This is a genomic window from uncultured Mobiluncus sp. (assembly GCF_963511525.1).
In the GTDB taxonomy this organism is placed as follows: Bacteria; Actinomycetota; Actinomycetes; order Actinomycetales; family Actinomycetaceae; genus Mobiluncus.
Genome location: NZ_CAUPIY010000009.1, coordinates 38,946 through 53,585, shown reverse-complemented (window position 1 = coordinate 53,585; position 14,640 = coordinate 38,946). Strand labels below are relative to the sequence as shown.

The following is a 14,640-nucleotide window of genomic DNA, read 5'->3' as shown; positions in this document are numbered from 1 at the left end:
CAAGGTAACTGGAGAAACTGCCCTACCGTACTTGTGACAGATTTAAAAGTGGATAACCCCATCTCGCCGCGCCTGTGGAAAACCCGCAACACCCGGACTTTTGCGCGAAAAACCACTAAAAACTCGCCGGCTCGGCCAAGTTTTTACAAAACCTTGACCGAGCCGGGACCCGCAAAACGGGTCTAAATATTTTCGGGAACCATCGAAATCGCCCCGCACGGGCATTCTTCGGCGCAGATGCCGCAGCCCTTGCAGTAGTCGTATTTGAATACGTAATCGGTGGGTCGAATCTTGGTGATGGCGTTGTCCGGACAGACCCCGAAACAGTTGTCGCACCCGAAACAGTTTCCGCAGCTCATGCAGCGGCGAGCCTCGAATACGGCCGATTCTTCGTCCAGGCCCTGCACGACTTCGTCGAAAGTCGAGGCGCGGCGCGGCCCCTCAATCTTGTCGCGAATCCGGCGGGGAGCATCCGCATAGTACCAGGTGTTCATATTTTTGATGGAGGCATCGGGGGCTTTGTCCCCCGCCCGGTATTCCTCGCCGTGGAGATAGGCGTCGATACAGCGGGCGGCCTTCTTGCCGTGGCCAATGGCGATGGTGACGGTACGCTCGGAGGGCACCATGTCGCCCCCGGCGAACACGCCTTTCATCCCGGTCATCATGCGGGAATCGACCTTTACCACGCCTTTTTCAATCTCGATACCGGGAGCGTTCTCGACGATACCCAAATCGGTTTCCTGACCCAGTGCCATAATGACGGAATCGGCGCCCAGCTCCTCATACTCGCCGGTGCCGACCGGGAAACCGTCCTCGTTCAACACCATTTTCTCAATCTTGATAGCCCCGCCGTCCACGTGCTTAATCGTGGACAGCCACTTCATCATGACGCCTTCTTCCTCGGCCTCCATGATTTCCGAATCGTGGGCGGGGGCGCGGTCGCGAGTCCGGCGATACACAATGATCGCTTCCTCGGCGCCCAGGCGTTTCGCGGTACGAGCCGCATCCACGGCCGTGTTTCCGCCGCCGTAAATGACGACCCGGCGTCCCAACATCGGTTTCTCGTCGTTTTCCATGTCCGCCAACATATCCACCGCGTCCATGACCTTCGCGGAATCCCCGGCGGGAATGTCGGCGTGACGCCCCATCTGGGCACCGATAGCCAGGAACACGGCATCAAAATCGCCGGCGACTTCGGCCACGTTCTCCACCTTCGAGTTGAACTCGAAAGTGACCCCCATGTCCGCGATGCGCTTCACTTCCTGGTCCAGGATGCCGCGCGGCAGCCGGTAGGAGGGAATCCCGAACCGCATCATGCCTCCCGCCATCGGACCGGCGTCTCGCACCGTGACGGTGTGACCGATCCGACGCAGATGGTAGGCGGCGGACAGCCCGGAGGGACCCGCCCCCACCACCAGCACTTTCTTGCCGCTTTCCGGGGCGAGCAGGCCGACCGTCCACCCCTCCAGCAGGGCTTTGTCCCCCACGAAGCGTTCAATCGCGTTGATACCCACCGCTTCGTCCACCATGCCGCGGTTGCAGGCGGTCTGACAAGGGTGGTAGCACACGCGTCCCATCACCGCCGGCAGCGGGTTGTCGGCCATCATCTGTTCCCAGGCCTGGCGATACTTGCCTTCTTCGGCATAAAACAGCCACCGTTGGCAGTTTTCGCCGGCCGGGCAAGCCTTGTTGCACGGCGGCAGGTTGCTCACATAGACGGGCCGTTCGGTGCGCCACGAACCGGTTTCGTTCTCAAGGGAAGAACCGACCTCGAGGGTAATCGCAAAAGGAATGGTCTCGTCTTTCTTCAGTTCAGCTTTGGCTTGTGTCATCTTCGTTTTCCTCTAACTTCTTCAATAGGTTCCGGGCGCCCGTTAGTCGGTTTCGGGTTCGTTGCTCACGTCCATTGCCTGCCGTCCGGGCAGCGCCGCGGCAAAACGACCGGCCGGATCGTCGGGGGCGCTCAAGATGCGTTCCCGCACGTCCTCGTCCAGCGAATCCATCTCAATCAAGCCGTACCGTTTAATATTGCGGTCCGCGATGGCTTGAATCCGCGCCAACACTTCGCGCGAATCCGGCCCTTTGAACACGTGAGCAAAACGGCGCTGCGGCTTTAAGTACGCCTCGACCGGGGCGGGACGGCGAATCTTGGTGACGGAAGTAATCTCTCCGTTCTCCGCTTCATACACCGGGAATAACCCGGTCTGAATGGCCAGACGGGCCAAGGTGACCGTCAGGTTCGAGTTGGAGCCCCACCCCAACGGACAGGGCACCAAAACATGCAGGTAGCGCGCCCCACGGTAGGTCATGGCCTTTTGCACCTTGTATTCCAGGTCACGCAAATCCGCGACGGTCGCGGTGGCGACGTAAGGAATCTCGTGGGCCATCGCAATCCGCGGCATGTCTTTACCTTGGGTAAACACGTTACCGGGATGTTCACCGACCGGCTGGGTCGTCGCAGTACGCGCCGCCGGGGGGGTCGCGCCGGAACGCTGTACCCCGGTGTTCATATAGGCTTCGTTGTCGTAACAGACAAACAGGACATCATCGTTACGTTCAAACATCCCGGACAGGCAAGCCATGCCAATATCAACAGTACCGCCGTCCCCGCCTTGGGCGACGACGCGAATATCGTCCTTACCCATCGCTTTCAAACCCGCGGCCGCTCCGGCCGCCACGGCGGCAGCGTTGCCGAACAGGGAGTGCATCCACGGAATCGTCCACGCGGTTTCCGGGTACGGGGTGGAAAACACTTCCAAGCACCCGGTCGCGTTGATAGCCACCATCTTGCCTTTGGCAGCGGTCGAAGCGGTATCGATAGCGTAGCGGGCTCCCAGCGCTTCGCCGCAGCCCTGGCAGGCGCGGTGTCCGGAGGTCAGGGAGTTTTTCCGGTTCGGGTCGGATTGCAGGGAACGCCACTGCAGGTCCGCCAAACGGTTGCCCACCGCGAACGAGCCGACTTGATAGAACTTGACCTGTTCGCGAGCCGGAATTTCGGTCTGTGCAGATTGAGTGATTTCAGTCATTTTTTCTCCTCTGTTCCAGATTATTCAGCCTGATCGGGATCTACCGACACGGCGTTTTGCTTGATGGACGGGGAAGCCACGCGCGGGTTGCCGACCTTGTCCGCCTTGGGTTTCGGCCCGGACTCGGCAATTTTGGCGTTGGCGCGCAGCACCCGTTCGCGTTGCACGTTGGTGGCAAAAGCGCCGGAGCGCCGGGTCGCGGCCTCCCGCTCCAGTTCCCCTCGCACCAGTTCCATATCCAGGTCCATGAAGGTCAGGGGCTCGAGGGTATCCGCTACGGCCTGATCCAGCATGGCGTGCAGTGAATTCTTGGTGATGTTGCGGCCACCCAGCCCGGCGATGACTTCATAACAGGTAAACGGCAGGCCGCGCATCGCCGCGCGCAGCTCGGAGGAAACAATCCCGCCAATCCCCAGCTGGAAAGCCTTTTCGACACACACCACGCGCTTCGCGTTCTGCAACACCTCGCGGATAGCTGCAAACGGGAAGGGCCGGAAGGACACGAGGGACATAATGCCAATCTTTTCGCCGTTCTCGCGCCGCTGGTCCACCACGTCCTTTAGCGTGCCGACCACGGAGCCCAACGCCACGATAATGGTTTCGGCGTCCTCACAACGGTAAGTGTGCAGCAGACCGCCGGAGTCTCGCCCGAAAATACTCTTAAAATCGGACTGGACCTGGGGGATGAGGTCGAGGGCCTGGAGCATCTTGTGGTGGGCGATGTAGCGCACCTCGGTGAAGGCTTCGGGGCCGACCATCGCCCCGATAGACAGCGGGTCGTCGGGATCCAGTACCTGACGCGGTTCGTAGGGCGGCAGGAACTGTTTGACCTGTTCCGGTTCCGGCAGGTCGACCTGTTCGACCGCGTGGGTCAAAATAAAGCCATCCATGCACACCATCACCGGAACGCTGAGTTCCTCCGCGATGCGGAACGCCTGTACGTGCAGGTCCGCGGCCTCCTGATTGTTTTCGGCGAACAGTTGTATCCACCCCGAATCGCGCTGGCTCATCGAGTCGCTGTGATCATTCCAAATGTTGATGGGCGCGCCAATGGCCCGGTTCGCCACGGTCATGACGATGGGAAAACCCAGACCGGCAGCGTTATATACGGCCTCGACCATATAGAGCAACCCTTGTGAAGCGGTGGCGGTGTAGGAACGCGCCCCCACCGCCGAAGAGCCGATACAGGCACTCATGGCCGCAAACTCGCTCTCGACGTTGACATATTCGCAATGTTCCAGCTGCCCGGACTTCACCAGGGCGGATAGGGCCTCGACGATGTGGGTTTGGGGACTGATGGGGTAGGCGGCAACCACGTTGGGCTGGCAAGCCGCGACGGCTCGGGCAATCGCCTGGGAGCCTTCGATTTGTTTCAGCATTTTTCTTCTTCCTTTTACTCTCAAGTCCGGGGCGCACCACACCGTCCCGGTAGCGTTGGCGTCTCTCAGGCCATGTGTGCTTTCACGTATTCGTAGGCCGCGGCGGCGGCCTCCACGTTGGAGTCGCCAACTTTGCCTTTGAACTTGCCGCGGATGGCATCCTCGACCGATTCCAATTTGATAATCCCGGTCAGAGCCGCCAACCCTCCCAGCAAAACTGCGTTCGGCAGGGGACGTCCCAGCTTTTCCAGGGCGATTTCAGAGGCGGGCATCGCCATAAAGTGACCCCGCGGCAGCCTCGCCTCCAGCTCAGGCACGCCCAGTTCAGCGGCAGTCTTTTGGGAGTTAACCAGCGCGTATCCGTCGTCTTTCAGCCCCGAAAACGGATCCATAATGGCCAGCAAGGTCGGGTCTTGGACGATGACTATATCGGGATCCAAGATGGGTTCCCGGGAGCGAATTTCTCTATCTTCAATCCGGCAATAGCTCACGACGGGAGCCCCGGTCCGTTCCGACCCGAAAGACGGGAAGGCTTGGGCGTGGTGGCCGTCAGCAAAAGCCGCGTAAGCCATTAAATCGGAAGCGGTAACCACACCCTGACCACCGCGACCGTGTACTCGAATTTCAACCATGTTTCGAGCCTATGTTGTCCGCCCGGTTTTGTCCTGTTCGCATGAAAAACCGGGCTTTTTCAGGAAACAACTTTGGGCAGCTAGCGAACTTGAATTGCATTTAAAAGCAGTCCTGACTTTTCAAAAACGTTACCACGCCTCGATTTCCCCAATTTTTAGTCAATTAACGCTAAAATTGTGACACGCACGAGCCAATGGGGGCAGCGATGACACAGCATGAAGACACACGTATTCGCGTCGGAGTGGTCGGATTCGGCAACTATGGCAAGGCGGCCGCCAAAGCGGTCAGCAAGTGCCGTGACCTGGAGCTAGTGGCGATTTTTTCCAAACGCGACCCGCAAAAACTCCAAAACGCCTACGCCAAGGTCTACCCCACCGATACCGTAGCCCAGTTCGCCGATCGTATCGACGTCGTCATTATCTGCGACACCGTAGCGACGAACCTACAGCAAGAAACCCCCCAGCTGGCCCAGTATTTCCACACGGTCGACGCCCACCCCTTGCGCGGCAAACCACCCACCGCCGAAGAAGTCGAAGCGAAACGCCAGTTCCGCCTGGAGGAGCTCGAACGGATGGCGAAAGACATCGCCGAACGCCAGGCGGCTCGTGACGCTGCGGCGGGCATAGAACAAGAGGCTGGCACGCCTGAGGCAACTCCAGACGCACCGCCGGACACAAACGCGGCACCCGGCACGACTGAGGAGGAAAACCCTGATGAAGCCATCCACGAAGTTTCGGGCATGATGCTGCCGGCGTTCATCAAAGAACCCGTTTTCCAGCCCGTCTACCAGCCCTTCCCCGACTATTTCGCGGCGGTGGACCAGGCGGGGCAATCCGCCAAACACGTGTCTTTGTGCGCGGTGGGGTGGGAACCCGGCCTGATGTCAATGTTCCGGGTCATCTCTGACTCCCTGTTCCCGAAAACGAAAACCTACACATTTTGGGGGCGCGGGATTTCCATGCAGTGGTCCAACGCGATTCGCGCCTTTGACGGTGTGTTAGATGCGGTGGCGTACCAGGTTCCCAAAGAGGATCCCCTCACGGCAGTATTGAATGGGGAACCGATCTATGATGATTCCCGCAAAGCCCTGCACTATATGGAGTGCTACGTAGTGGCTGACCCGGCCTATGACAAGGAACAGCTACGTGAGGAAATCATCGCCATGCCGGGCTGGTTCGCCGACTACGACACCCAGGTCACGTTCTTAAGCCCCGACGAAATGCGCGAGTATCACTCGCGGCTGACCCACGCCGGGCTGATTTTGTCGCGCGCTTCGACCTCCCAAGGCATCAACGAACAGATTAAGTTGGAAATCGACATGGATGATAACCCCGAGTTCACCGCCTACGTCATGGTGGCAGCAGCCCGGGCGGCTTACCGTGCCGGGCAAGCTGGCTGGTCAGGGGCCCACACGATGATGGAGATTCCCCCCATCTGGCTGCACCCCGACCCGCCGGAAAAGCTCCGTTTCCAGATTTCCGGGTCATAGGTATTCCTTGGTGTCTTGGTGACACCACCCGGCAATACAACGCCGGCGTTCACAGACTAACAGTTCAAGCAGTTTCTGATGCCTCTATAATTGCTGATGAACACCAATTTGAACTGGAATCGAAGCCTAGACAGATGTGTATAAGTGTGCGACCTAATGCTTGTCTTTGCTGGCTAGAAGGTCATAAAGCTTACTGAGCATTTCCTGGGTTTCGATGAACTCGCTGCTTCCAGGTTTACCGTTTTCTTTAAACCAGTTTTTCAGCATATTAAAATCTTTCAAGCCCAGCTCGCCGCTGATGATACCTTTTTCCTTTGACAACGCAACAGTTGTTGCTAACATCCCGATTTGACCGATGCCCATATCTGACCCCTGCGCGGCCTCAATGGTTTGAACTTCGTAACGCGTCAACTGCGCCAAACGCTGCACCGTCCTTCGGTCATCTGCCAAAGTTAAAACACCGTTAGGCAGCAAAACACCTTCCTGCATTTTGTATGCTGCATTGGCCGCCAAACCAGGCCCCTTCAAATCAGAGACCGCCTTATAAATTTGGCTGCGATCAGTAACTTTCTGTGTCAAATAGGCTCGCTCATCCGCACTGATAAACCCGTGCTTTTCAAGCTTGTCAAACATATAGCTCAGATCGACCTTAGTTCCCCAGGCTTCCACCCCACCTGGGGAAACAGTCACTGATGAGGTCGTTTCCATCGATTTCTGAAAGCCCTGCGCGGTCGAAACGTGAGGACTGACATTAGGCATCGACGTCCCTTGGAACGAACCAACATTAATCATTGCAAAGCCCCTCTTTTCACACGAATTTATGGCCGGTTTGACCGTCACCTCCCACACTAGGGCAAAACTGCAGTCATGAAAATATCCCAAAATTGGGGTATTCCACCTCAGAGACGATTCCGATAGAGTGCGTTTAAACGTCTTTACGAGGAAGCTTTGATGCGTATTATTGCTGTTCAAATTGCTTTTCTAGGCACCGTGGGTCTGACTCTCGGAGCCTGTCTGCCGCAAAGCGACTTGATCGCCGAGGAACACTCTGAAATCACAATCTGCGACATCATTCCCCAGCTATGCTGAGTCTAAGCATCATGGGGAGGGAAGTTTGCACCTTACAAAACCTTGTTTATCCTGGATTTCCAGGAATAAGATTCTTTTAGCTGTGCTGTTCCTTGGTGTTGTTCTTGACTTCAGCATTACCCGAATTCGTGACAACCCCTGGAGTGTTTTAGGTGAACTAATCGGATTCGTAGTTTTCCTTGGCTACATATTTTCCCCTCGCGTAGGTGGATGGGTTTTTATTGCTGCAGTCGTTGCTATGAATGTGGTTCCCACGGTTGAATTTGGTCTGGTGGTGTACTTGACGATTCCGGTGATTTTTGACTGGTCTTGGCGCGGCTGGTGGAAGCAAAGCTTGATTGCAACGCTCGTCAGTTCACTTGCGATATTGATTGGTTTTGCTGGTAAATACAATACGATTGCCAGCGTTTTTTACGCCTTGCTCCTGCTTTTTGCTCTCGGGGCAGGTTTTGTGTTGCGCCAGTACATTGAAGAAAATTTGCGACTGAACATACATTCGGTGATGGAACAACACCGTTACGAATTAGCTCAATTACAGACCAAGCAGGAATTGTCAGCAGAGTTGCACAACTATACGGCAGGAACGCTCTCCCGATTGACAACCCTGTCGGCCAAACTATTGGAAGATGCTAAGGGTTCCCCCGAAACAAGTGAGGAAACCAGACTACGCTTGGAGTTGCTGCATGGAGAGTCTGTGCGAGCCCTCAGCGAACTGCGAAGAACATTAAGTGTGCTGGGACAAAACCCTACACTGAAAGCAATCCCCACACCCCTCGCCACCACGCTAGATACGGCTAGAGACGTCGCGACGGGATTTGGCTTCAACGTAGAAATCGACACCTACCCTGAGAACCTGGGCACACTGAGTACCGCCGTCACCAGCTTGTTGCGTGAATGTGTCCGTGAAGCCCTGACGAATTTGATAAAGTACGGCAACCCTGAAAAGCCGTGTCGTGTGTCTATTGAGGTTGACTATACGGAGGGGATAGTAGATTTCACGATGATGAATTCAATTAGTTCTTTCTCTGCCAATCCGGTGTTGAGCAGCGGCAGGGGCTTGAAACTTTTGGGGGAGCAACTTCATATTTCAGGTGGTGTCCTTGAGGCGGGACAGACCGGGGAGCATTGGGTGTTACACATCAACATCCCTCTCGAGATGGAAGTGACAAAGTGAGCGGACAGGAAGTTATTAGGGTCATTTTTGCAGATGATGATGAGCTTTATATGCACGAGATGAGCATCCTCCTGAACAGTTTGGATTACATAACAATCGTCGGCAAGGCCGGGAACGGTCTCGAGGTGATGAATCTCATTGAGAACACAAATCACGATGTGGTGCTATTAGATGTGGCCATGCCGGGGATGAGTGGTATTGAAACGGTTACATCCGCGCTGACACACAATCCGGACGAACGGATTATTATGCTGACCGCTTTTGAACGTCCCGATATGCTACGTGCGGCCTTAACAGCCGGAGCAAAAGGGTTTCTGACCAAAGAGACTGAGTTCCGCGAGATTGGTGAGGCCATTAAACGGGTGTACAGAGGCGGGAACGCCCTGGATAACAAGCCGTTATCGATGGTTATGGACTATTTCGTGTCCACCAATCCTCAACCTGCTAACCTGCAGCTGCAATCCCAAATCGATGCTCTACCCCAGCATTTACGTCAAGTCGTTCAACTCATAGGCAAGGCTTACTCCAACAAAGAAATCGCAGCCGAAACCGGACTTTCCATAAATACTGTGAGTACGTACGTGAAATGTGCCCTCGCAAAACTTGGTATGCGCCGCGGAGAATTGACCATGCAGATAATCCGTCTGGGTCTGGATCAGACACCACCGGTTTAACCAAAAGTGTTACAAATTCCCACCATGCTTTGACAAAATTGTTTTGAATGAAACGTGATTTCCGGCAATATCAGTTCCGCACCGTCTAGTCAGCTAGACTGCCTCTGTGACGGATTTTGCGCAGCGGTTGCTGGGTCGGCCGGCTCTGACCAGTCGGGTCGTCGGCTTGGATATGGCTCGCGGCCTGGCCATTTTGGGCATGTTCACGGCGCATATGTGGGTTTCAGTGCAAGGTCCCGTCTCTAGCGTGATGGCCTTGTCTCACGGACGTTCAGCTCCGCTCTTTGCACTGCTCGCGGGAGTTTCGATGGGCATCATGCAAGACCGGATGACGCGGCGCTTCGCCGACTCCCCCGCACTGTCTCGCCGCTATTACGGTGAAAAAATCCTGGTGCGCGCCGCTGTCCTAATCCTCATCGCCGCCCTGCTCAGTTTCTTTAACACCCGTATCCTGCTGATTCTCGATAACTACGGGATATGGATGATCTGCGCCCTGTTCCTTTCCGGCCTCTCCGTTCCGGGCCTGCTGGGGGTTATCGGACTGTTGCTGGTGGCGGGCATTCCGCTGTGGCACTACCTCAACCTGCTGTTTGTTCCGCCCGAAATCGGCGTGGTCCTGGGGCTCAATGACTATCAGATGCCCACGTTCCTCATCTATGTACTGACCGGGCTGATCCTGTGGCGTTTGGGTTGGGCGGGGGCGAGCCCGCGGTCGCGCCGACTGCAGAAGTTCGGGGCGGGCCTCGGGCTGGGTGTGGCTTTCGTGATTTTCGGGGTCGGCACCGCCATTGATTCGCTACGTCTGGGACGGGTTTCCGGTGTCATTCTCAATCAAGACACCCTGTCCATCGCCAACCCCACCTCGGCCCAGTTTTGGTATCAAACCCTGGTCTATATCGCTCCGCATACGGATTCCGTAGCGGAAACCGTGGCCAATACGGCTTGGTGCGTGGGACTGACTTCCCTGTTGCTGCTGGCAGGGCCTACCTTCAACCGGTTTATGTCCCCGGTGGCGGCGTTGGGTTCGATGGCGCTGAGCACCTATACCCTCCACGTCATCTGGCACGCGATTACGTTTCGCGTATTCGGGTATTTCGGACTCATCCCCTCCCTCGTCATCATGGTGGTGGTTTTCCTGCTGGCCGCGAGCCTGTGGCGGTTACGGTTCGGCAAAGGTCCGCTGGAGGCTTTCCTGGCTCGCCTCAGCGATCCTCCCGCTGTTAACCACACTGCTGAGAATTCTGACGGGCCTGCTCCGACCAATCTGGCTTAGTCCCGAGTCTGTTCAAGACATAGCGATGACTCAAAAATCCCTAAACATTTTTCAATCAAATTTGAAACATAGCGCTATTTCAGCGCTAAGGTGGATTTTGTTGGTTCATTTACAAAGAAAGGGAGCTGAGGATGAAATCCAAAAAAATCTCACTGGTTTCTAATCTAAGACTTTCTCAAAAAATTTGGAGTTTAGTCATCATTTCGACCGTCATTATGGCATTCTTGGCAGTCATCAGCTTGATTATGGGGGTACGCATTGAATCTGACACTACCAGGGAAGCGAAACTGTCCGAGTTTCAGGTTCCACTAACTCAACTCAACACCGAGATCATGCGCAACCGTATGAATATTTCTGATATCTGTTCGGTTCCCAATGAGGTGGCCCCAGAAATTATTCAAGTCATGCATGATACGGACGCGAAAGTGCTTGACCTTTACACTCAGATTCTCAATAAGGGAGGCAAAGAGGCACTACCCCCAATCGAAGGTTTTGACCAGAAATACCAAGACTGGATTTCGTTCCGTGACAAGGAAATCATACCCTTGGTCCAAAACAAAGAGTTGGCGCAATACTTTACCTTGGCCACCGCTAAGGGGCCCGGTTCCAACCAGGAACAGATTGGCAACTATACTGCGATGGTAGACAATTCGCAGCAAATGATGCTTAAGAAAATGGCCCAGGCCCGTAGCGATGTCATTCAATCGCGCACTATTTTGCGAACCTCTATCCTGGGTGCCGGAATTCTGGGCATCATCATTATGTCGCTGTTGGGATGGTCGACCGTACAGTCGATTACACGTCCCCTACGCGAAATCCAGAACTCTCTAAACGCTATGAGCCAGGGTGATTTGACTCAAAATCCGCAGGTGACCTCTCATGATGAAATCGGCCAGATGGCGCAGTCCCTTACTGCCGCACTGGCTTCGTTGCGAGGTCTGATTTCTCATACCGTCGAAACGGTGCACCAAGTGGAGGGCACTGTCAAGGTCGTGAAAGAGACCAGTGACCAGGCGGTAGCGGCTGCGGCCAGTTCGCAGGATGATTCTCAACGCGTTGCCGCCCAAGCTGACGAAGTATCCAGCAGTATTCAAACCGTGGCGGCCGGTTCGGAAGAAATGAACGCGTCTATCCGCGAAATTTCTTCCAACGCGAACGAAGCTGCCCGTTTTGCGGCCGATGCTGCTCAAGCCGCCCAGGAAACCAATGAGGTAGTGTCGCGGCTGGGCGATTCCTCCCAAGAAATTGGGGAAGTCATTAAGTCTATTACCTCCATCGCCGAGCAAACTAACCTGTTAGCTTTGAACGCAACCATTGAGGCCGCGCGAGCCGGGGATGCCGGAAAAGGATTCGCGGTAGTTGCAGGGGAAGTGAAGGACCTGGCTTCTGAGACTGCAAAAGCTACCGAGGACATCGGAACCAAGATTGAAAAAATCAAGTCTGACACTGATGATGCGGTCCAAGCCATCAGCAAGATTGGAGAAATTATTTCTTCCATCAACGACTTCCAGACGACCATCGCGGCGGCGGTAGAGGAACAAACCGCCACTACGAACGAGATGTCTCGTTCGGTATCGGAGGCTGCGGAAGGCTCATCTACAATCGCGGCTTCCATCTCTTCGATAGCGCAAGCAGCATCCGGGGCGGCGCAAACCTTGGGCTCTATCAATCAAAGCACCCAAGAGTTGAGCGAGCACTCGGAATACTTAAAGACCCAGATTGGAAACTTTAAGTTCTGAGACTGACTCCCGTAAAAATGATTTTGGGCTAGCCGCAAGGCTAGCCCAAAATCATATCTAGGTATGACTGCTTATGGCAGAGCCAAACCGAAGATGGGGATAGCCAGGGCAAACACGGTGATGGTAATCAACACCAAGCCCACCAGGGCGATGATGAAACCGCCCTTGATCATATCCGCAATCTTGAGGTACCCAGAACCGTAAGCGATAGCGTTCGGCGGGGTCGCGACCGGCAGCATGAACGCACAGGTCGCAGCCAGAGCAGCCGGAATCGTCAGGATCATCACGTTCGGGCCTTGCAGACCGATACCCATAGCCACGCCACCGATAATCGGCAGGAACGCGGCCGCGGTAGCGGTGTTCGAGGTCAACTCGGTCAGGGCCAGCACCAGGGCGGCCACGGCTAGGACGATAATCACAATGGGCGCACCCGCCAGTCCCTTCACCATCTCACCGATGTAGTTGGACAAGCCGGTGTGCTGGAACTGCTTGGACAGCGACAGACCGCCGCCGAACAGCAGCAAGATGTCCCACGGAATCGTCTTGGCTTCGTTCCAGGTCACCAGACGTTCTCCGTTGGTCTTGCCGGGGATGACGAACAGCAGCACCGCTACGCTCATCGCCACGATAGCGTCGAGCTTCTTCGGGCCTTCGATGCCCGTGGCCTTCAAAATCAGCGGCACGAAAATCCAGCAGAACACTGCCAGGATGAACAGCAACATGACCAGCAGTTCGCCGCCGCGCAGTTTCCCGAGCTTGGCGTACTCCTCGTTGATGAGTTCCTTACCGCCGGGGATTTCATCGATTTCCGGCTTGAACATGACGTAAGTCAAAATCCACCAGGCGAACAGGGTAAAGACAACCACCATCGGGAAGCCCATCAGGAACCACTTGCCAAAGTTGATGTCATACTTCAACGTATCGCTCATGTACGCCTTCAAAAGGGTGTTCGGCGGGGTCCCGATGGGAGTCGCCAGCGAGCCGATAGAGGCCGAATAGGCGATGGCCAGCATCAAACCAATAGCGAAGTTAGACCGCTTGATGCCGTGCTTTTCCGCCGTGGTCGAGGCCACGTCGTCGCCTTCGTTCAACAGACCGGACATGACACCACCGTGGATAGCTCCGCCGTAGGCGGCTTCCACGTCCAGACCTTTACCGACGGCGGCGTTCTTGTCCTGGGCGGATTCAAACAGCTGAACTACGGATAGGCCGATGGGCAGCATCATCACAGCGGTTGCGGTGTTGGACACCCACATCGAAATAAACCCGGTAGCAATCATGAAGCCCAGAATCAGGCGGCGGGGTTTGACCCCCACGATGCGGACGATACCCAATGCCACGCGCCGGTCAAAGTGCCAGCGTTGCATGGCGATAGCCAGGATGAACCCGCCCATGAACAGGTAAATCGTGTCCGATGCGTAGGATCCGGCGGTGCCCGCGTAGTCGTTGACTCCCAGCAGGGGGAATAACACCAGCGGAACCATTGCCGTAGCCGCCAGTGAGATAGCTTCGGTCATCCACCAGATAGCCATCATGACCGCGATACCGGCGACCAGATACACCGCGCCCACATTCATTTCTTCTTCTTTGATTACGTCGGCGCCAACGGACTTCGTAATCACGTCCACAGCGTCACGGGGAATCAAAAAGTAAACGATGGCACCTAGGATGATGCCACCGAAAAGCCCGATTAGCCGGACCTTTGAGATTTTCTTTTCGCCCTCAGATTGCTCCACATCGTGTTTGTCGATCGGAGGGACTTCCTTCACACTCATACTTTCGCGTGCCTTTCGTGTTTAATCGGCTCAGCTTTGAGCTGACTTTGCACATTCTACATGAGAATAAGAAGGGCAAATACCAGGTCGAGGGCTTTTCTTGGGGTTTTCTTGGTAAACGTACAGGTTATCCCCGTGTCACAGATTGGGATTTTATTTTTTCAAACCTTGGTTATTCACGAGTTCGGTGCCACGGTTTTTCGGGTTTTCCGGCGATATTCCGGGGGTGTGGATAACCTGTGGATAAAATTGCGGTTTTTTGAGGCATTTTTTCCCCTCGTTTCTTGCCTAAACCCCACCAAGTGTGCTAGAGAGGCGATTTGCTTTGCCAAAAACCCAGTTCAGACCCTTTTTGGGCGGCGAAACCTTATTTCCTTAGTGAAAGGTTT

12 protein-coding genes are annotated in these 14,640 nt (G+C 55.4%); 6 read left to right on the top strand and 6 right to left on the bottom strand.

The window, feature by feature from the left end:
- Window positions 1-182: 182 nt before the first annotated feature.
- The 4 genes from RQ935_RS07440 to RQ935_RS07425 all read right to left on the bottom strand — a co-directional run bounded on the left by RQ935_RS07440 (window position 183) and on the right by RQ935_RS07425 (window position 5,037).
- The gene (locus RQ935_RS07440) at window positions 183-1,832 is read right to left on the bottom strand and encodes an NAD(P)-binding protein (RefSeq protein WP_311497829.1); all 1,650 of its coding nucleotides are present in this window, start codon (window positions 1,830-1,832) and stop codon (window positions 183-185) included.
- Between the two features lie 42 nt (window positions 1,833-1,874).
- Window positions 1,875-3,026, bottom strand: coding sequence for a thiamine pyrophosphate-dependent enzyme (locus RQ935_RS07435; RefSeq protein ID WP_311497828.1), 1,152 nt, complete (start codon window positions 3,024-3,026; stop codon window positions 1,875-1,877).
- Window positions 3,027-3,046: 20 nt separating this feature from the next.
- Window positions 3,047-4,405: a transketolase C-terminal domain-containing protein gene (locus RQ935_RS07430; RefSeq protein ID WP_311497827.1), complete on the bottom strand. Its 1,359-nt coding sequence runs from the start codon at window positions 4,403-4,405 to the stop codon at window positions 3,047-3,049.
- A gap of 65 nt (window positions 4,406-4,470) precedes the next feature.
- Entirely contained in the window at window positions 4,471-5,037 is a 567-nt protein-coding gene (locus tag RQ935_RS07425; protein WP_311497826.1) for a 2-oxoacid:acceptor oxidoreductase family protein, read from the bottom strand.
- Between the two features lie 206 nt (window positions 5,038-5,243).
- Here RQ935_RS07425 and RQ935_RS07420 point away from each other — a divergent pair, with 206 nt between their 5' ends.
- Window positions 5,244-6,527, top strand: coding sequence for a diaminopimelate dehydrogenase (locus tag RQ935_RS07420; protein WP_311497825.1), 1,284 nt, complete (start codon window positions 5,244-5,246; stop codon window positions 6,525-6,527).
- Between the two features lie 153 nt (window positions 6,528-6,680).
- Here the strand turns inward: RQ935_RS07420 and RQ935_RS07415 are convergent, their stop codons facing one another.
- Complete coding sequence (locus RQ935_RS07415) at window positions 6,681-7,319, bottom strand: antitoxin (RefSeq protein WP_308534537.1); 639 nt, start codon at window positions 7,317-7,319, stop codon at window positions 6,681-6,683.
- A gap of 159 nt (window positions 7,320-7,478) precedes the next feature.
- Between RQ935_RS07415 and RQ935_RS07410 the strand changes: the two genes are divergently transcribed.
- The 5 genes from RQ935_RS07410 to RQ935_RS07390 all read left to right on the top strand — a co-directional run bounded on the left by RQ935_RS07410 (window position 7,479) and on the right by RQ935_RS07390 (window position 12,476).
- On the top strand, window positions 7,479-7,616 hold the full coding sequence (locus tag RQ935_RS07410; RefSeq protein ID WP_311497824.1) for a hypothetical protein: 138 nt from the start codon (window positions 7,479-7,481) through the stop codon (window positions 7,614-7,616).
- Between the two features lie 82 nt (window positions 7,617-7,698).
- Complete coding sequence (locus RQ935_RS07405; RefSeq protein WP_311497823.1) at window positions 7,699-8,790, top strand: hypothetical protein; 1,092 nt, start codon at window positions 7,699-7,701, stop codon at window positions 8,788-8,790.
- Window positions 8,787-9,464: a response regulator transcription factor gene (locus RQ935_RS07400; RefSeq protein ID WP_299294831.1), complete on the top strand. Its 678-nt coding sequence runs from the start codon at window positions 8,787-8,789 to the stop codon at window positions 9,462-9,464. The genes RQ935_RS07405 and RQ935_RS07400 overlap by 4 nt, the downstream gene beginning before the upstream one ends.
- A 106-nt stretch (window positions 9,465-9,570) precedes the next feature.
- On the top strand, window positions 9,571-10,737 hold the full coding sequence (locus tag RQ935_RS07395; RefSeq protein ID WP_311497822.1) for a DUF418 domain-containing protein: 1,167 nt from the start codon (window positions 9,571-9,573) through the stop codon (window positions 10,735-10,737).
- 131 nt (window positions 10,738-10,868) lie between these two features.
- The gene (locus RQ935_RS07390; RefSeq protein ID WP_311497821.1) at window positions 10,869-12,476 is read left to right on the top strand and encodes a methyl-accepting chemotaxis protein; all 1,608 of its coding nucleotides are present in this window, start codon (window positions 10,869-10,871) and stop codon (window positions 12,474-12,476) included.
- A gap of 71 nt (window positions 12,477-12,547) precedes the next feature.
- Here RQ935_RS07390 and RQ935_RS07385 read toward each other — a convergent pair whose 3' ends face one another.
- The gene (locus RQ935_RS07385) at window positions 12,548-14,251 is read right to left on the bottom strand and encodes a DASS family sodium-coupled anion symporter (RefSeq protein WP_311497820.1); all 1,704 of its coding nucleotides are present in this window, start codon (window positions 14,249-14,251) and stop codon (window positions 12,548-12,550) included.
- Between the last annotated feature and the right edge of the window lie 389 nt (window positions 14,252-14,640).